The organism is Nonomuraea turkmeniaca, assembly GCF_005889735.1.
In the GTDB taxonomy this organism is placed as follows: Bacteria; Actinomycetota; Actinomycetes; order Streptosporangiales; family Streptosporangiaceae; genus Nonomuraea; species Nonomuraea turkmeniaca.
The window spans coordinates 1-17,209 of the sequence record NZ_VCKY01000231.1 but is presented as its reverse complement, the minus strand read 5'-3'; the positions used below and the strand labels follow the sequence as shown (position 1 = coordinate 17,209).

The following is a 17,209-nucleotide window of genomic DNA, read 5'->3' as shown; positions in this document are numbered from 1 at the left end:
GGCGGGCACGTTGGTGTTCGACGTGGCGTCGATGAGCCTCGTGCCCGGACTGGTGGGGCGCGAGCGGCTGACGTCGGCGAACTCGCTGCTGGTGGGGATGGGCGCGGGCATGGACGTCGCGGGGCGGAGCGCGGCCGGAGTGCTGGTGCAGGTCGCTGGGGCGCCGGTCGCCGTGCTGGCGGACGCGTTGAGCTACCTCTGGTCGGCGGCCTGGCTGCGCCGCGTCCCCGAGCCACCGGTCGTCCTGGAGCGCCGGGAGCCGATCGGGCGGCAGATCTCGGCCGGGGTACGTTTCCTCTTCGGTAACCAGGTCCTCGTGGCGGCCCTGGTCCAAGGGACGATGGCGAACCTGGCGTTCCCGCTCTGCTCGGTCCTGCTGCCGTTGCTCGTCGTGGGCGAGCTCGGCTACCCGGAGTGGGTGCTCGGCACGTACCTCGCCGTCGGCGGGCTCGGCGTGCTGGCGGGCTCGTCATTCGCCCACCTGATCGGCCGCCGCCTCGGCACCGGCCGGGCCACATGGCTCGTCAGCCTGGCCACCGCGCCCGCGTCACTGGTGATCCCGTTCCTGGATCGGGGGCCGTGGTTGTGGGCGGGCGCGGCGGCCTGGTTCGTGCTGACGTTCCGTACCGGGGTCAACAACGTGCTGCTCGTCAGCCTGCGGCAACGTGTCACACCCGACGACCTGCTGGGCCGGATGACGGCCACGATGCGGCTGCTGCTCATGGGCGCGCTCGGTCTGGGCGGCCTGCTCGCGGGTGTGCTCGGCGAGATCTGGGGCGTGCGAGCGGCGCTGTGGGCGGGTGCCCTGATCATGGCCGTGAGCTGGATCCCGATCCACCTCTCGCAGCTCCGCCGACACCCCTGAGAATCCATGTCCGATTCCTGCCGGTCAGCTACTGCGACCTGCTGACCTGGCTTTTGACGGTGGCGTCCGATTTCCGCCGGTCAACGCTCTGAAAAGCGCATAACGTCGAAGACATGTCACCAGTAGAGCTCGACTTCGACTCCTGTTACCGGGCCGTCTCGGCCAGGGACGCCCGGTTCGACGGGCGCTTCTACACGGCGGTGACGACGACGCGCATCTACTGCCGTCCGATCTGCCCCGCCCGCACGCCTGCGTCGCGCAACGTGCGCTTCTACCGGCACGCGGCGTCGGCCGAGGCCGCCGGCTTCCGCCCGTGCAAGCGCTGCCGTCCCGAGCTCTCCCCCGGCGACCCCGGCTGGGACGTTCGCGGCGACCTCGTCGGCCGGGCCTTGCGGCTGATCGACGACGGCGGGGCCGACGAACAGGGCGTCGCCGGGCTCGCCAGGCGGCTGCACATCACCGAGCGGCACCTGCACCGGCTCTTCGTGGCCGAGCTGGGCGTCGGGCCGCTGGCGGTGGCACGGACGAAGCGGCTGCTGCTGGCCAAGCAGCTCCTGACGGAGACGGGGCTGCCGGTGACGGAGGTGGCGTTCGCGGCCGGGTTCGGCAGCGTGCGGCAGTTCAACGCGACGATGCGGGAGACGTACGGCTTCACGCCGAGCGAGCTGCGGGCCACGGCCGGCCCGCGGGTCTCCGACGCGTCGCTCAGGCTGCGGCTGCACCGGCGGGAGCCGTACGACGTGGAGAGCGTCTTCGCGTTTTTGGCAGCCCGGGCCATCCCGGGACTGGAGGTGGCGGACCGGACATCGTACTCACGGGCCGTGCCGGGCGGGACGATCACCCTCACGCCGCGGCAGGACCACATCGCCCTGGACGTGGCAGTGGAGGACGCGAGGCAGCTCGCCCGCGTCGTGGCCCGCTGCCGCCGCCTCCTCGACCTGGACGCCGACCCGGACGCCATCTCCGAGGTGCTCGGTGAGACCTCGCTCGGGACTTTGGTGGCGGCCCGGCCCGGGTTGCGGGTGCCGGGGGCGTTCGACGGCTTCGAGCTGGCGGTGCGGGCAGTGGTGGGCCAGCAGATCTCGGTGGCGGGCGCCCGTACGCTGCTCGGCCGCATCGTCGCCAGGGCCGCCGCACCCGGAGGCCTCTTCCCCACGCCGGCCCACCTCCTGGAGACCGACCTCACCGGCCTGGGCCTGACCAACCGCCGGATCGAGACCCTCAAGGACCTGGCGGCACGCCTGGACGAGGGCCAGATCGACCTGGACGGCGGCCAGGACCCCGCGGAGGCGGTGGCGGGGCTGCTCGAAGTCCCCGGCATCGGCCCGTGGACGGCCAGCTACATCGCGTTGCGGGCGCTCCGCGACCCCGACGCCTGGCCCGCGGGTGACCTCGTGCTCAAGAAGCGCATGGTCGCCCTGGGCATCGCCGACGACCACATCGAGCGGTGGCGGCCCTGGCGGGCCTACGCCGCGCTGCACCTTTGGAGCTCATCATGATCGCCGCACAACTCGTCCCGACCCCCGTCGGCCCGCTGTCCCTGCTGTCCCGCGAGGGAGTCCTGGTCGCCGCCGGCTTCACCGCCGATCCGAAGGAGATGTACGCCCGCCTCACCCCCGCACTCCAGGCGGAGGGCCTGGAGGTGGTGGACGACCTGGGTGCGGCGTCGGAGGCCGTCCGCGCGTACCTGGCGGGCGACCTCGACGCCCTGGACGCCATCCCGGTCTCCCAGCCCGGCAGCCCGACACGCAAGCGACTGCACGAGGCGTTGCGCGAGGTCAAGGCGGGGACGACCGTGTCGTACGCGGAGCTGGCCGAACGGGCGGGGCTGCCGAAGACGGCGGCGCGGGCGGCCGGGTCGGCCTGCGCACAGAACCTGATCGCACCGTTCGTCCCATGCCACCGGGTGCTGCCGAGCACGGGAGGGTATGGCGGCTATTACTACGGCGTACCGGTCAAAGAGTGGCTGATTGCCCATGAAGCCGGAGGAATCACCTACCTACAGTAATGACTCGACTCCATTCGGTAATATGTTCGGCATGCCAACTCTGCAACACGAGTTCCTCATAGAGCTCGTTCGGAGACGCCCATCTCTGGCCGCCATCCTGCTGGAACAGGCGGGCGTCTCCGTATCCCCCTTCGAAGATGCTCGGTTGGGTAGCTGCGACTTCAACGAATGGGCACCCACTGAATACCGGGCGGATTCGGTCGTCGTGCTGACAAACGAGAACAAGCCGGTGTCGGCAATCGTGCTGGAGGTTCAGCGGACACCCGACGAACGCAAACAGTGGAGTTGGCCGGTATACCTGGCCACTCTCCGGTCTCACGTGAAGTGCCCAGCGCTACTCCTGGTCTTCTGCGAGGACACGAAAACAGCCCAGTGGTGCGCGAAAGCCATCGACATGGGGCATCCCGGGTTTGTGCTGTACCCGATCGTCGTGGGCCCGGACGGGATCCCGATGATCACCGACATCTGCCAGGCCATCGAACAACCCGAGCTCGCCACCATTTCGGCCATCCTGCACGGCCGCAACGAGTCCGGCCTGAAGGTGGTCCTCACGCTCCTCTACGCAGTCACGCATGGGCCCAAGGAGCTCAAAGACTATGCTGAGCTTGCGTTTGCGTGTCTCCCCCAGTCCATGATCACCAAAGTTAGGGAGGTCGTGATGACCATGGCAGCCGAGTCCAGAAGCGAGTTTTTTCTCGAGTGGGTCGCCGAAGGAGAGGCCAAGGGGAAGGCCGAAGGCGAGGCCGAGTCCATCCTCCTCGTCCTGGAGGCGCGAGGCATTCCCGTGCCCGACGAGACGCGAAAGCGCATCACCGAGTGCACCGACCTGGACGTCCTCAGATCCTGGGTCCGCAAGGCCGCCACCGCCGGGAACGCCGATGATCTGTTCGTCTAGAGACAGGGTAGTCGATGGATGGGCCCGGCCCAGGAGCGAGCCGCTTCGCGAGTGGTTCGGCTTGGGCCTGGCCAGGGCACTCACGATAATCCTGGCGGCGCGCGACGTTGACGTGCCCCACCACATACGGGAACGCTTCACCCACTGCGACGACCTTGAGCTCCTCCAGATCTGGATCTATGAGGCCGCTACAGCCGACTGCGTTGACGATCTGTTCCGCCCTTGCCCAAACGCCCTCGAAACCAACGGCACCAGTAGGCAACCGCATTGAGCCGACCAGGGCTGGCACAGCTCCGCGCCAGCCCTGTCCCCGGTTCAGGCCGGTGCGAGGCGACGGGACTGGATCCCCGCCACCCCCGCCACCAGCAGTCCCACCGCGCCCAACACAGCAGCAGTCCAAGCAGGAGCCGTGTAGCCAAGGCCCGCGTCGATCGTGAGGCCGGCCGCGAAGGAGCCGATCGCGTTGCCCACGTTGAAGGCGCCGATGTTGGCGGCCGAAGCCAGCGTCGGGGCGCCGGCGGCGGCGTCCAGGACGCGGGTCTGCAGAGGCGGGACCGTGGCAAAGGCCGCCACGCCGAACAACGTGATCGCGACGATGAAGGCCGGCTGATTGCCCGACACCAGGGCGACCACCACGGCCAGCAGCGTGAGCAGGCCGACCGAGCCGTAGATGCTGGGCATGACGGCCCGGTCGGCCAGTTTGCCGCCGATCAGGTTGCCCACGACCAGCCCCACGCCGAACAGCGCCATCACCGCCGGCACCGCGCCCGGCGAGAAGCCCCCCACGCCGGTCATGATGGGCGCCACGAACGTGATGACCGCGAAGACGGGCGCGAAGCCGAAGACGGTCATCGCCAGGGCCAGCCAGACCCCACGCTGACGGAAGGTTCCCAGCTCCCGGAGCAGGCTGCCCTCGGGACGCGGCTGCCGGGGCACGAGGGCGAGCACGCCCACGAGGCCGATCAGGCCGATGGCCACCACGACCCAGAACGTCGCCCGCCAGCCGAACGACTGCCCGATCCACGTCCCGAGCGGCACCCCGAGAACGTTGGCGAGCGTCAGGCCGGTGAACATCAGGGCGATCGCGCTGGCCCGCCGCTGCGGCGCCACCAGGTCGGCGGCCACGACCGAGCCGACCCCGAAGTACGCGCCGTGCGCGAAGGCCGCCAGGAACCGGCCGACCATCAGCACCCCGTACGAGGGCGCCAGCGCCGACAACAGGTTGCCCGCGATGAACAACACCATCAACGCCAGCAACATGGTCTTACGTGGCAACCGCCCGCCGAGCATGGTCAGCGGCGGTCCGCCGACCGCCACCCCCAGGGCGTAACCGGACACCAGCAGCCCGGCGGCCGGGATGGTCACGCTGAAGTCGGCCGCCAGATCGGGCAGGAGGCCGTTGATGATGAACTCCGTGGTCCCGATGCCGAAAGCGCTGATCGCGAGGGCGAACAGGGCGAGAGGCATAGAATACTCCTCAGACGATGTTAGTGAGCGTGGACATTATTTGCACACGCCGACTAACTGACCATACAAGGATGCCGAGGAGGCTGTCACATGCCCATAGCCGATGACGCCGTCGAAGCGCGCGCACAGGGCTGGCGCACCCTCGCGGCATTGCACGCGAAAATCGAGGACAAGCTGGAGAAAGCACTCCAGAAGGAGCACAGCCTGAGTGTGAGCGAATACACAGTGCTGGACGTGCTGGGCCGTCAGGACGGCTGGCACATGCGCATGCAGCAGCTGGCCCGCGCGGTCGTGCTCAGCCAGAGCGCCACCACGCGCCTCGTCACCAGGCTGGAGAACCGCGGGCTGCTCAGGCGCTACCTGTGCGAGGACGACAGGCGCGGCATCTACTCCGAAGTCACGCAGGACGGACGGGACCTGCTCGCGCAGGCCCGCCCGACGCACGACGCCGTGCTCAAGGAGGTGCTGGCCGAGGCGGCGGAGCAGCCGGAGCTCGCCCCGCTCGCCGCGGTCCTCAGTTAGGCGGCTTGACGTTGCTCTGGATCTCACCGACCGGCACGTCCCGGGTCACGCTGAGCTCCACCGGCGCGAACTGGAACGGGACCACGTCGCCCTGGACCTCCACCGGCCACACGGCGGTGACGGTCAGCGGGTACGTCTCGCGCGGCTGATCGATCGACGAACGCAGATAACGCACGCCGCAGGAGAACGCGCCGCCTTTGACGTACGGCTTCCCTGCCGTGCCGCAACCGCTCGCGGTCACCTCAGCACGATCCGGAGTGGTGCCGGGGTCGATCTTGAGGTCCTGGAGCGTGGCCACCACGGTCACGCTCATGACGCCCGGGATCTCGGCCGTGACCGAACGGCGTGTCTCGCCTATCCCTTCCAGCCAGACGTGGGTGGGGAGATTCACGAAGCTCTTGGCGTCGGGGTTGAGCTTGACGGTCTGCTCGGGCACGGTCATCGCGGCCCTGGCGAGCTCGGCCAGCTGCTCGATCGTGATTCCCGAGGGCGGCGTGACCCCAGGCGGCACGAACAGGAACTGTTGGAGCGCCGCCCAGCAGGCCGCGCCTGCCGGATCGCCCTTGTTGTAGGCGGGCGTCCACCACAGCCCCTCCTGGCCCAGCCGGTCCTTGAACGGCTGGACGAATTCGCGGCGGCTCTCCTCGTCTATCCGCGCTCGGTTGGCCGCGTCCCGGCCCTCGGTGAAGAAGCGGTGCATGTCCTCGGCGTTCAGGAAGGGTTCGTACCAGCACGGCCGCTTCATCCGGAAGCCATCGCCCTTGCCGCCCTTGGCGCCGTTACCGGAGATCTTGATCCGTCTCGACTCGATTTCCGCGCGTAGTTGTTCCCCAGATTTACCGGTCTGGGAGCCACGGGCGGACGTGTCATTCCCCGGCCCTGGATCCTGGGCGCTCAAAGAGGGCAGGAGCAGCAGTCCTGCCGTCGCGAACGAGATCAACGCTTTCATCGGGTGCATCCTTCTCTGGGAGTGAGGTAGGACCTGATGCGCCACACTCCGTCGTCACCGTGGTGCGCGGCCACGCTCTCGGCGTAAGGGCGGGTCCAATCAGGGTGAGGGGAGACGACCTCCCCGGTGCGGGAGGAGACAAGGCGCACTTTCGACTCGTCGACGCACGCGTCGATCTGGGCGCCCCTGCCCATACGCGCGCTGACCCGCAGGTTGTAGATGCGGCCTGTTCCGCGCATCGAGCGTTCCTGATCGATGAGCTCGTTTACCCACTCGGTCGCCTGGGCCTCGGCGTCGATCTCGAGGTTGCGCTTGTAGCCACGCTTTCCCTCGACGACGGCCTGGCGGGTGCCGACGTACTGGTCGACCATGACCTTCAGCAGCGGGTCGGGGTTCGCGGGCCACTCCACCCGCACGCGGAGACCCTCGCCGATGTCGATGATCTGCTCGCCGGGCGGAAACCCCTCCCCCGTGGGCTCGGCCTGTGCTGTGACGCTCTTCGCGGGCGTCGGCGCCTCCTGCGGCCGATAGTGCTCCTCGGTCCGGCCACATGCCGCCGCTGCCAGCAGCATCAGTACCATCGCCATTCGTCTCATGCCGACGACTCCCTCACCACATGGATGCGCCACGTGGGCAGCAGTTCCTCGATCAACGCCTCGGTCTCCGGGGCCATCCCGCCGCCGTACGGGTGCGAGGCAGCCCTTCTGGTCAGGCCCTCGACGACGGCGCGCAGGCGTACGACGTCCTCGGTCGCGTGCGTGGCCCGCAGCAGGTCGCGCCACAGGCCCTCGTCGTCGGCCGCCAGCAGCAGGGCCGCGCGTACGGCGGCCACCGCGGCGTCCGGCTGGTCCTGTCCGAGCCTGATCTCGCAGAGCTGGTGTGCCGCGTCGGCGACCTCGGCGGCCACGTCGTACTCCAAGTCTTCGGCCGCCAGCCACGCGTACCTGCCGGGCGGCCTGCCGGTCAGCAGCGGCCCCCTCACCAGGCCGAGCGCCTTCTCCAGCAGCACGGCCCTGGCCATCCGGTCGCCGTGCGAGCGGCGGACGAGCTCGCGGAAGAGCGCCCAGTCCGTACGCACCTCGGGCCCCAGCCGCAGCCGGCCGGCCTCGTCGGTGAGCAGATGCCGGGGCCCCAGCCATTCGGCGACCCTGGCGATCGTGGCGTCCCTGACCAGGTCCTGCACGCCGCGCGGCCACAACACCCCGCCGAGCACGACGGGATGCACGCCGCCCGGATGCGTGGCCAGGTAGACCAGCAGCTCCGTGGCCAGCGCCAGCCGGCCGTCCTCCAGCGGGCCGAGGCCGAGGACCTCGATGGGGCCGAGCATCCTGATCTCGACGGCCGGCGGGTGCAGCCCCGGCAGCGGATCAGCCTCGGGGATGTCCTCGCCGTCGAGCCGCCCGGCCGTCCGGAACAGCTCGACGAGCGCCCGGTAGTGGCGGCGGGGCAGGAGCTGGGCGTCCACCTCGAAGCCCAGCTCGGTGATCTTGGCCTTGCCGTCGTCGGTGATCTCCAGCGTCCAGGTGGCGTGCGGGACGTCGCCCGCGACCACGTACCCGGCGGTGTCCCTGCGGGCCAGCAGCGCCAGCCGGCGCGCCTCCTCATGCGTGGGCGCGACCGCGGACAGCAGGTAGTGGGCGTCGCGCGGGCTGCCGCTGATGCGGCCGGTCAGCACCTCCCTGCGCGGGGCCGCGGCGGCCTCCAGCTCGGGGAGCACCTCGGCCAGGCCGCCGACGGCCCTGATGCGATCGGGCGCGATGGCGGTCAGCTCCTCACCGAAGCCGACGAGCGTGACGCGCATGCGGTCGGACCAGCGGTTGGTGGCCAGCTCGACGGCGAGGGCGGCCAGCGCGGCCGTGGTCTGCGGGCCGCGGACGTTGATGAGGCCCTGGGCGGCCTCCAGGTCGATGAGCACTCGTCCGTGCACGTTCGTGCCGATGGAGACCAATCCCGGGTACGGCGCCCCGCCCGGCTGGGTGTGGTCATGGTCGCCGGCTCGTGCCCCCCACGGGCTCGTCCGGTCCGGCAGCAGCCGGCCTTCGTGCGCCGGCAGCCGCCACACCTGGCCGCCGTCCTCGGCCGTCCAGGGCGCGGGCGGGTCGGGGTCCGGCGGATGCACCCACAGGTCGAGCGTGCGCGGCGACAGGTGGGCCGCGTACACGATGGGCGGGGTCCGGTTCTGCCTCGCCAGCTCGGCGCCGAGCACGCGCAGGCCGACGTCCAGGATGCGGGCGCCCGGCGCGTCCCCGCCCAGCCGGAGCGCGACCTCGGCCTCGGCGGCGTCGCCGCGCGGGCGGGCGATCCTGCGACCGAACACCCGGCGCCAGAGCTGCTCGCGCCGCCGCCTGGCCAGCACGAGCAGCAGCCCGGCGGCCGCCAGCGAGGCCCCGGCCAGGTACTCGACCAGCTCGTTGTTCTGGCTCTCGCGGACGATCGGCTGCTGCTCGGCCTCCTGACGCCGCTGGTCCTGCTGCTCGGGCAGGCGGTGCTTGGCCGAGCCCCGCTTCTCCTTCTCGACCTCCGCGTGGGCCCTGCCGTCGTCGGGCACCTGCGCACGGCCCGGGTGCTCGCGCAACGTCTGATCGCGTGGCTGGTCGACGGGGACGATGTGGACGTTCCTGGCGTCGTCCGGCATATCAAGCACCCAGCCGGGCCTGATCAGGTCGGCCATCTTCAGCCGGGTGCCGTCCGGTTGCGCTTTCGCCTGGTTGAGCCGGTAGATCTCGGGATAGCGGCGGCCGTCCCCCAGGCACTTCTCCGCGATCTCCCACAGGCTTTCGTGGTGGCGGCCGTGCGGGGGCTGCACCACGTACACCTTCTTGGTCTTGTTCGTCTCCAGGGTCTTCTCGACGATCGGCGCGGAGTACGCGACCGCCGTCACGGGCGGGGCGGCGGGAGTGGGCGTCAGCTTGGCGATCGGCGCGAGCATCGCCCCGGTCGTGAACAGCAGCAGCACGGCGCCGACGAGCTTGTTGGCCAGGGCCTGGGTGCCGCCGGAAAGCGGCACGCGGGCGGGCATGCCCACCCGGCGGACCCCGGCGTACACCTCGACGAGCACACACGCGAACAGCTGGAACCAGGCCAGCCACACGAGGAGCACCAGCACCGCCACGATCGTGCTGGGGCCGACGCGGCTGGTGAACGTCTCGAGGTCGAGCAGCTCGGGTCTGAGCGGCGGACCGATGAACGTGAGCAGCGCGTACGGCACCCCGCCCACGAGCGCGACCAGCACGACCAGCGCCGCAAGCCCGGCGAGCACGTCGCCTGCGCTGCGCCTGGCAGGCATGCGCGCGGACGTGTGCCGCCCCTGGGGGCGCCCGGGCTCTCGCGTCGGCATCGCCTCTTCGTCTCCTTTACCTCGGGGGCTCCGCACCCTGTGCTCCTTTACCTCGGGAGCTCCGCACCCTGCGCTCCTTTACCTCGGGAGCTCCGCACCCTGCGCTCCTTTACCTCGGGAGCTCCGCACCCTGCGCTCCTTTACCTCGGGAGCTCCGCACCCTGCGCTCCTTTACCTCGGGAGCTCCGCACCCTGCGCTCCTTTACCTCGGGAGCTCCGCACCCTGCGCTCCTTTACCTCGGGAGCTCCGCACCCTGCGCTCCTTTACCTCGGGAGCTCCGCACCCTGCGCTCCTTTACCTCGGGAGCTCCGCACCCTGCGCTCCTTTACCTCGGGAGCTCCGCACCCTTCGGGTCTCCCGTCCAGCGTGTTGCCTCGCCCGTTCCGCAATCCATCGAGTGAAGAGATTCGGTCTATCTCGCTTCGGGCGCGGCCGTGGCCTCGCCGGTCACCTCATCGCCGGGGAAACCGATCGCGCCGAGGAAGAACGCCTCCCACCGCACCGACACGCTGACCGTGACCAGCGCCTGCCCCTGCCCCACCGAGCACTCGCCGCTGGTCACGTCGTCGCCGCCCTGGGCCGCGACGATCTCGTCGGCCCGCGCGCACACCTGGTCGTCGCCGAGCAGCCGGGTCTCGCCGGTGGCGCGGAGGTGGTCGACGTCGATCTGGTCGGCGCCGGCGCGCGCGGCCTGCTCGGCCACGTCCGCGGCGCGCAGCCGGGCGTTGATCGCCGCCCCGCCGTCCACCAGCAGGCCGGCCAGGAGGAACACGACCACGGAGAACAGCACGGTGAACACCGACATCGAGCCGCGTTCACTCATCGATCCTCCTGAACTGCTCCAGAGGCACCACGGCCGTGCCGGTCATCTGGGTGGTGCCGCCGAACCCGAGGAAGCCGAGGTCCAGCTCGCAGGTCACCTGGGCCTGGACCTGGCCGCCCTGCTCCCACTCCGAGCCGTCCAGCGACACCGACGGCGACCCGCAGGGTCCGGTGAGCGCGCTCTCGGTGATGGCCTCGGCGGCCGCCTCGGCCTCGTCGAACGTACGCTGCACCGACGCCGCCCTGGCGGCGTCCCTGGCCGCCCCGTTGACCCGCCCCTGCGACTCCACCAGCACGCCGGCTCCGGCGAGGAACATGAGGAACAGCAGGAAGAGCGGGGCCAGCATGACCGTCTCCACGGCCATGGAGCCGCGCTCGGGATCTGTGATCATCCGCAGTCCTCGCCGCCGTCGTCGGGGCGGAAGCACTCGACGGGCCCGCCCGCGGTCGCGGTGATCGTGAACGCGAGCGGCGGCAGCAGCGGAATGACCTGTACGGCGCTGCCGGTCACCGTGACGAAGCGCTCGTCGGGCTCCCTTTCGGACGTCGTGGCGGTGGCGTTGTCGAGCAACCGCGGCCCGATGGCCCGCACGATGTCGGTGGCCTTGGCCGTGGCCGCGCCCGGCCAGTCGCCCGAGTCGATCGGCGCCGCCCTGGCGACGCGGGCGCCTTCCCTGGCGGCCGCCTCGGCCACCTGCCGCCCGTGGAACCAGAGCGCCACCTGCACGATGAGCAGCGATACCGCGAGGACGACCGGCATGAGGATGGCCAGCTCGATCGCGGTCACGCCGCGCTCGCCGCGCTCGCCGTCGCGGGGCCTAGCCACCGCCACCGTTGCCGCCGCCGACACCACCGGCGCCGTCTCCGCCGAAATTGTCCCGGATCTGCTCCTGCTGCTGCTCCACCAGAGTCCTGATCAAGGTGGCCAGGCCGAGCGCCACGCCGGCGATGATGGCGGTGATGATCACCCATTCCACGGCGGAGGCGCCGCGGGTGGGCGCGGTACGGGCACGGTGAATCCGCGAGCTCAGCCACGCGGTCAGGTAAATGATCCAGGGATGGTTCATGAGACCCCCAACATCTTCATAGCGGCGGGAAAACTGAGGAAAATCACGAATCCGGCGCAGAGCAGGAGCTGGGCCACGAGCATCGACTGCGATCGCTCGCCTGCCCGGCCTTCGATCTCCGCCAGTTCGCGGCGGCGCAGGGTGGCGGCCCTGGCCGTGAGCGAGGCGCGTACTTTGGCGCCGTCGTCGGCCACCAGGCCGAGCGCGGCGGACAGGTCGCGCAGCTCGTCGACGTTGATCTCCTCGCCGAGCTGGCCGAGCGCCTGCCAGGGGGTGATGCCGACGATCCTGGCGCCGCTCAGCGCGTCGCGGATGCGGCCCATCGCCCAGTTGGGGCGCTCGCCGCTGACCGAGACGGCCATCATGAGCGCCTCGGGCACGCCGCGGCCGCCGGCCAGGTTCATGGAGACGAGGTCGAGGAACGCGCCCACGGCGTGGCGGAAGTCGCGCCTCCTGGCCGCCGCCTCCTTCTTCACCTGCAGGTCGGGCAGGAAGAAGAACAGGATCGCCACGAGCACGGAAGTCCAGAACGGGATGGTGAGCGAGGTGCCCCATTCCATGAGCACCAGCCAGCCGAGCAGCAGCGGGAACGCCAGCAGGCCGCTGGCGGCCAGCAGCGCCTTGGTCGCCAGGAACGCCTCGAACGACCGTCCCACCAGGGCCAGGTCCGCTTTGACCGATCTCGCCTCCCAGCCGCGGGCGCCGTACAGGCGGGCCAGCCGCACGCCGAGGCCGCGGCGGAACGCGCTGACCTCCTCGTCCGGCAGCACGAGCTGAATGCGGGGGGCGCCGGCGTCCTCGCGTACGGCGTCGAGCGCGAGCAGCCGCGCCACCAGCCCGGGGCGGGCCGGGAACAGCGCCCGCACGAACACGAACAGGCCGAGTCCCAGTACGGCGCCGGCCAGCGCGCCCTCAACCATTGCCGCCCCCTCCCATCAGCAGCCGCGTCGGCTTGTCGAACCTGGCCAGCCGCCTCATCCAGGCGAACCCCGCCCCGAACAGCCCGGCCACCACCACGAGCACGGCCTGGCCGAGGAGGCCCTCGTACTCGGCGACGTAGGTGGGGTTGAACACCACGAGGATCGCGGCGAAGAGCAGCGCGGTGCCCACGACGATCTGGACGCTGCGCCTGGTCGCACGGCGTTCCGCCTCGACGCGGCGGCGCATGTCGAGCTCCTCTCGGGCCGAGACGGCCAGCGCGCCGAGCACGTCGCGCAGGCCGGGGCCGCGGAGTTTGGAATTGAGGATGAGCGCGGCCACCACCAGGTCGGCGGAGGGGTCGTCGAGCTCATCGGCGAAGAGGGCGAGCGCCTCGGGCAGCGCCATCCTGGTGTGCAGCCGGTCGATCATGGCCCGCAGGTGGGGCCTGAGCGTGGGGGCGGCGGCCCTGATCGACGAGGGGATGGCCTGTTCGAGCCCGGCCGCGCCGGCGATGGTGTCACGCAGCGACTCGGTCCAGGCGGCCAGCCCTTCGAGGCGGCGCATCGCGACGCGTTCCTCGGCCGCGCCGCCCGACAGCCCGCGCCAGGCGAACACGAGCAGCACCGTTCCCACCGCCACGACCGGCCAGCGGGTGACCACCAGGACGATGGTGGCGGCCACGGCGGCGATCGCGGCGCGGGTGGTCAGCATCTTGATCAGGTGGCGCTTGGGCTGCGGTGGGCGGGGGCGCAGGCCGTAGAGGGAGAGGAAGAACAGGAACAGGCCGCCCCCGGCCACGGCACCGGCCAGCAGGGCGAGCGGGTCGAAAGCGAGCGCCATCCGTCACCATCCCCCTGGGGTGTAGCCGTGAGCCATGAGCTCGTCCAGGCAGGAGACCGGCGCGTGCGGAACGGCGCCGCCGTCGGGTCCCGGTGCGAACACCTCGCTCGACAGGACGCGGCCGTCGCAGCCGTTGACCTCGCGGATGCTGGAGACGTAGCGGCGCAAGGTGCCGCCACGGTGGTAGTCGTTGCGCTTCTCGATGAAGATCACGAAGTCGATGGCGCCGGCGATCAGCATGTGGGTGGCGTCGATGGGGAGGCGCTCGCCGGCCTGCAGGGCGTAGGTGGCGATGCGGTTGAAGACCTCCATGCTGGAGTTGGCGTGGATGGTCGACAGGGAGCCGTCGTTGCCCTGGGTCATCGCGTTGAGCATGGTGACGATCTCGTCGCCGAGGACCTCGCCGACGATGACGCGGCTGGGGTTCATCCGCAGGGAGCGTCTGACCAGCTCGGCCATGGAGATCTCGCCCTGGCCCTCGGAGTTGGGCAGGCGCTGCTCGAAGGCGATGACGTTGGGGTGGAGCTCGGGGAACTGGTCGAGGCCGAGCTCGAGGGCGCGTTCGACGGTGATGAGGCGCTCGCTGGGCGGGATCTCGTTGGCCAGGCCTCTGAGCAGGGTGGTCTTGCCGGCGTTGGTCGAGCCGGCGATCATGAGGTTCTTGCGGGCGGCGACGGCCGCACTCAAGAACCTCCCCACGTCCGGACTTATCGTGCCGTTGCCGACTAGATCGGACATGAAGACCTTGCCCAGGCGGGCGCGGCGGATCGAGACCGCCGGCCTGACCGTGACGTCCATGACCGCGCTCAGCCGGGAGCCGTCGGGAAGGCGCAGGTCGAGCTGCGGGTTGGCGGTGTCGAACGGCCTGCTCGACAGGCCCGAGTACGCCGCCAGGATCTGGATGAGCTCGATCAGCTCGTCGTCGGACTCGGCGACGGGGTCGTGCATGAGCTCCTGGCCGTCGGCGTAGCTGACGAAGACCTTGTCGCAGCCGTTGATGTCGATGTTCTCGACCTCGGGGTCGTCGAGCAGCGGCTGCAGGCGGCCCACGCCGAACAACGCGGCGTGGATGCCGGCCGCGAGCGCCTCCTCCTCTTCCACGGTGGGAGGGGTACGGCCGAGGCCGATCTCGCTGCGCGCGTGCTCCTCGAGCACCTGGGAGATCAGCGCCCTGGCGAACTGGCGCTCGTCCTCCCCGGTCATCGCGGGCAGGCCGTTGGCCTGGTCGAGCCTGCGCTGGTGGGCGAGGCGGTCGCCGACCTCCTGGCGGAACCGCTTGACCAGCGAGTGATCGATCATCGGTGGCTCACCAGCCTCGCCGCGAGGTCGCGGGCCGTACGGATGAGGAGTGAGCGGTCCAGGCGGCCGCCCCACTGGCCGCGCAGGAGCTCGGCGCCCTTGGGGTCGTACGCGAGACCGTAGACGAACTGCACGCTGGGGCCGACGATCCTGCGGACGTCCTCGATCGAGGCGCGGTAGGCACGCGGGTCGGCGATCACCACGACGCCGTGGGCCTTGGTGACCTGGAGGCGTTCGCGCAGGTGGGCGACGTGGTCGAGGGTCGCCCTGGTCAGCAGCACGACCTGCTCGGCCTCGGCCAGCAGGTCGCCGAGCTGCGGGTGGGCGCCGAGGCGGCCGCAGTCGGCGATGACGTCGGCGTTCGGGATGGCGGCGAGCGACCTGCCGAGCGGGCCCCACAACCAGGTCAGGCCGGCGGCCTGCTCTCCATGGGTGAGACCGGCCAGCACGTCCAGCCCACCGATGATCTTCTGCGTGTGCTGGTGTATCTGGGCGGGCTCCAGGCCGCGCCGCGCCGTCGCGCCCAGCGTGAGCAGGCCCTTGCCCGGGTTGAGCACGCCGCCGTCAGCGGCGGGCAGCCGGTAGGCGAGGTCGCCGCCGGCCGGGTCGCACTCGGCCAGCAGCACCGGCCGCGGCCAGACCGCGGCCAGGGCCGTCGCGGCCGTCGTCACCCCCGGCGCGCCCTTGTCGGCGGCCAGCACGATCAGTCCCACGTCAGCGTGCCCCCGGCAGCTCGGCCACCGCGATCTCACCGGTGGAGGCGAACGCCGCTATTTCCGGCGCGGCCGCCGAATCCACGACCACGGTGATCTGGCCGGAATTTCCAGATCTGGACTTGTCGCCGGCGGCGAACACAAGCGCGCTGGACGCCAGGACGCGCGTTTGTCCCTGGCTGGAGCGACTCGGCACGAATATCACCTGCACGCGATCGCCCTGCTGGATGCCAGCAGGCATTTGTCCTGGTTTGAGCGCCAATCCGATTGTGGCCTTTCCCTCGCCGAGCTCGGTGCTGGCGCGGACGCCCATCTGGTTCGTCAACAGGGTGCCGGGGAGGATCGTGACGGCCGCGAAGCTGTTGACGACCTGCTGGCGCTGCGACCAGCTGACGAAGTCGACGCCCGTGTCAGCGATCTTCACCTCTTCGAGCGCCTCGGGCGGGAACTTCTGCCCTGCGCCGACCTGCTGGGTGACCCTGATGGCCGAGACGCGGTCGCCGCTGTTGAGCACGAGCAGGGTCGTGGCCAGCGCGCCGCCGAGTATGAGCAGGACGGCCAGCGCGGCCAGCGCCGGCTTGCGTTCCCGGGGTGGCACGGGGAGCTTGCGCGAGGCCGGGCCGGACAACCCCGCCGCCGCGTTGACGGCAGGCTTTTCACTGGTCCTCATGGGTGGGGGGCTCCCAAGGTGAATTGCGGAATCCACGCCATTATGTGGGGCTTGTCGGGATGGCGGGGGCGGAATGCGAGGACCAATGCTTGTTTCGCAGGTGGCGGGATGTCAATGGCAAATAATCAATGCTTATTGTTTCTATCGAGTTGACGGCTGGGCATTTTTGCCGGTAGTTCCGCGTGTTTGCCACATGAGTCACATCAGACACAGAATTAACTGCTCTTCGCGGATTTATGCCCACCAATGGGCCGGCTCGTCGGCCTGTGCCGGGCGGGCGTCTTGTCCACAGGCGGCTGGAGCGCCATCCCCCTCCATCCACAGAAACAACGAGCCATGCCGGTGATGTCAACCGACCGGCCTAGCCTCGCTTCGGGCGCTACCTTGGCGGCCGATGTCGAGCGAGGAGACGGCACCATGCGGATCATGCTCACCGTGCTCGGCGGGCAGGGCGACCGCGAGGTCGTGATCGACGGCGACGACAACACCACGGTGGCCAGGGTGAGTGAAGCGCTCAGTGGCCCGCTGGCGAAGGTCGTCCGGCTGCCCAGAGCCAGAGCGCCCTACGGCATGTCCGCCGGGCTCCCACCTGAGGACGCCGGGTTCCGCGTGCCCCACCCGCGCCGGCCCGAGCGGGCCGGCCCACCGCCCGGGCAGGAGCCGGTCATGTGGCGTGACGGCCGCCCGCTCGACCCGCGCGCCCCGGCCACCTCCGTGCTCCGCGACGGCGACAAGGTCACGCTCGATCCCCGCCCTTTCTCTTATACACATCTCCGAGCCCACGAGACCCTAAGACAACTCGTATGCCGGCTTCTGCTTGAAAAAAAAAAACA

Annotated in this window: 19 protein-coding genes; 6 read left to right on the top strand and 13 right to left on the bottom strand. The window is 70.4% G+C overall.

Translation table 11 applies throughout. The features are described from left to right. The 4 genes from ETD86_RS43405 to ETD86_RS43390 all read left to right on the top strand — a co-directional run. Positions 1 to 865 (top strand): MFS transporter (locus ETD86_RS43405; RefSeq protein ID WP_138672471.1); only part of this gene is annotated, 865 nt, incomplete at its 5' end. Between the two features lie 113 nt (positions 866 to 978). Continuing rightward, the gene (locus ETD86_RS43400) at positions 979 to 2,364 is read left to right on the top strand and encodes a DNA-3-methyladenine glycosylase 2 family protein (protein WP_138672470.1); all 1,386 of its coding nucleotides are present in this window, start codon (positions 979 to 981) and stop codon (positions 2,362 to 2,364) included. Beyond that, entirely contained in the window at positions 2,361 to 2,873 is a 513-nt protein-coding gene (locus tag ETD86_RS43395) for a methylated-DNA--[protein]-cysteine S-methyltransferase (RefSeq protein WP_138672469.1), read from the top strand. The genes ETD86_RS43400 and ETD86_RS43395 overlap by 4 nt, the downstream gene beginning before the upstream one ends. Positions 2,874 to 2,904: 31 nt before the next feature. Next, positions 2,905 to 3,768, top strand: a complete 864-nt coding sequence (locus ETD86_RS43390; protein WP_138672468.1) for an RpnC/YadD family protein — start codon at positions 2,905 to 2,907, stop codon at positions 3,766 to 3,768. A gap of 315 nt (positions 3,769 to 4,083) precedes the next feature. On the opposite strand, the gene ETD86_RS43385 is transcribed toward ETD86_RS43390, so the two are convergent. Beyond that, entirely contained in the window at positions 4,084 to 5,235 is a 1,152-nt protein-coding gene (locus ETD86_RS43385) for an MFS transporter (RefSeq protein WP_138672467.1), read from the bottom strand. 90 nt (positions 5,236 to 5,325) lie between these two features. Between ETD86_RS43385 and ETD86_RS43380 the strand changes: the two genes are divergently transcribed. Further along, positions 5,326 to 5,757 carry a MarR family winged helix-turn-helix transcriptional regulator gene (locus ETD86_RS43380; protein ID WP_138672466.1) on the top strand — a complete coding sequence of 144 codons (432 nt, stop codon included), beginning with the start codon at positions 5,326 to 5,328 and terminating at the stop codon, positions 5,755 to 5,757. Here the strand turns inward: ETD86_RS43380 and ETD86_RS43375 are convergent. The 12 genes from ETD86_RS43375 to ETD86_RS43320 all read right to left on the bottom strand — a co-directional run bounded on the left by ETD86_RS43375 (position 5,750) and on the right by ETD86_RS43320 (position 16,376). After that, a complete protein-coding gene (locus ETD86_RS43375) occupies positions 5,750 to 6,706 on the bottom strand; it encodes a hypothetical protein (protein ID WP_246149168.1) in 957 nt (318 codons plus the stop codon). The two genes, ETD86_RS43380 and ETD86_RS43375, sit on opposite strands and share 8 nt — an antisense overlap. Further along, the gene (locus ETD86_RS43370) at positions 6,703 to 7,302 is read right to left on the bottom strand and encodes a hypothetical protein (protein WP_138672464.1); all 600 of its coding nucleotides are present in this window, start codon (positions 7,300 to 7,302) and stop codon (positions 6,703 to 6,705) included. Before ETD86_RS43370 ends, ETD86_RS43375 begins: the two co-directional genes overlap by 4 nt. Continuing rightward, positions 7,299 to 10,043 (bottom strand): hypothetical protein, encoded by a 2,745-nt coding sequence (locus tag ETD86_RS43365; RefSeq protein WP_246149164.1) that lies wholly within the window; start codon positions 10,041 to 10,043, stop codon positions 7,299 to 7,301. The genes ETD86_RS43370 and ETD86_RS43365 overlap by 4 nt, the downstream gene beginning before the upstream one ends. A 413-nt stretch (positions 10,044 to 10,456) precedes the next feature. Further along, positions 10,457 to 10,867 (bottom strand): TadE/TadG family type IV pilus assembly protein, encoded by a 411-nt coding sequence (locus ETD86_RS43360; protein WP_246149161.1) that lies wholly within the window; start codon positions 10,865 to 10,867, stop codon positions 10,457 to 10,459. Then, on the bottom strand, positions 10,860 to 11,258 hold the full coding sequence (locus ETD86_RS43355) for a TadE/TadG family type IV pilus assembly protein (protein ID WP_138672463.1): 399 nt from the start codon (positions 11,256 to 11,258) through the stop codon (positions 10,860 to 10,862). Before ETD86_RS43355 ends, ETD86_RS43360 begins: the two co-directional genes overlap by 8 nt. Beyond that, positions 11,255 to 11,692 carry a TadE family protein gene (locus ETD86_RS43350; RefSeq protein WP_246149156.1) on the bottom strand — a complete coding sequence of 146 codons (438 nt, stop codon included), beginning with the start codon at positions 11,690 to 11,692 and terminating at the stop codon, positions 11,255 to 11,257. Before ETD86_RS43350 ends, ETD86_RS43355 begins: the two co-directional genes overlap by 4 nt. After that, complete coding sequence (locus ETD86_RS43345) at positions 11,685 to 11,933, bottom strand: hypothetical protein (protein WP_138672462.1); 249 nt, start codon at positions 11,931 to 11,933, stop codon at positions 11,685 to 11,687. Before ETD86_RS43345 ends, ETD86_RS43350 begins: the two co-directional genes overlap by 8 nt. Next, positions 11,930 to 12,853, bottom strand: a complete 924-nt coding sequence (locus ETD86_RS43340; protein ID WP_138672461.1) for a type II secretion system F family protein — start codon at positions 12,851 to 12,853, stop codon at positions 11,930 to 11,932. The genes ETD86_RS43345 and ETD86_RS43340 overlap by 4 nt, the downstream gene beginning before the upstream one ends. Then, positions 12,846 to 13,694: a type II secretion system F family protein gene (locus ETD86_RS43335; RefSeq protein ID WP_138672460.1), complete on the bottom strand. Its 849-nt coding sequence runs from the start codon at positions 13,692 to 13,694 to the stop codon at positions 12,846 to 12,848. The genes ETD86_RS43340 and ETD86_RS43335 overlap by 8 nt, the downstream gene beginning before the upstream one ends. Positions 13,695 to 13,697: 3 nt before the next feature. Further along, a complete protein-coding gene (locus ETD86_RS43330) occupies positions 13,698 to 14,993 on the bottom strand; it encodes a TadA family conjugal transfer-associated ATPase (RefSeq protein WP_138672459.1) in 1,296 nt (431 codons plus the stop codon). Continuing rightward, the gene (locus tag ETD86_RS43325) at positions 14,990 to 15,706 is read right to left on the bottom strand and encodes a CpaE/TadZ family protein (RefSeq protein ID WP_138672458.1); all 717 of its coding nucleotides are present in this window, start codon (positions 15,704 to 15,706) and stop codon (positions 14,990 to 14,992) included. Before ETD86_RS43325 ends, ETD86_RS43330 begins: the two co-directional genes overlap by 4 nt. A gap of 1 nt (position 15,707) precedes the next feature. Next, complete coding sequence (locus ETD86_RS43320) at positions 15,708 to 16,376, bottom strand: hypothetical protein (RefSeq protein WP_138672457.1); 669 nt, start codon at positions 16,374 to 16,376, stop codon at positions 15,708 to 15,710. Between the two features lie 417 nt (positions 16,377 to 16,793). Between ETD86_RS43320 and ETD86_RS43315 the strand changes: the two genes are divergently transcribed. Further along, on the top strand, positions 16,794 to 17,209 hold a 416-nt coding region (locus ETD86_RS43315), incomplete at its 3' end, for a hypothetical protein (protein WP_211370677.1).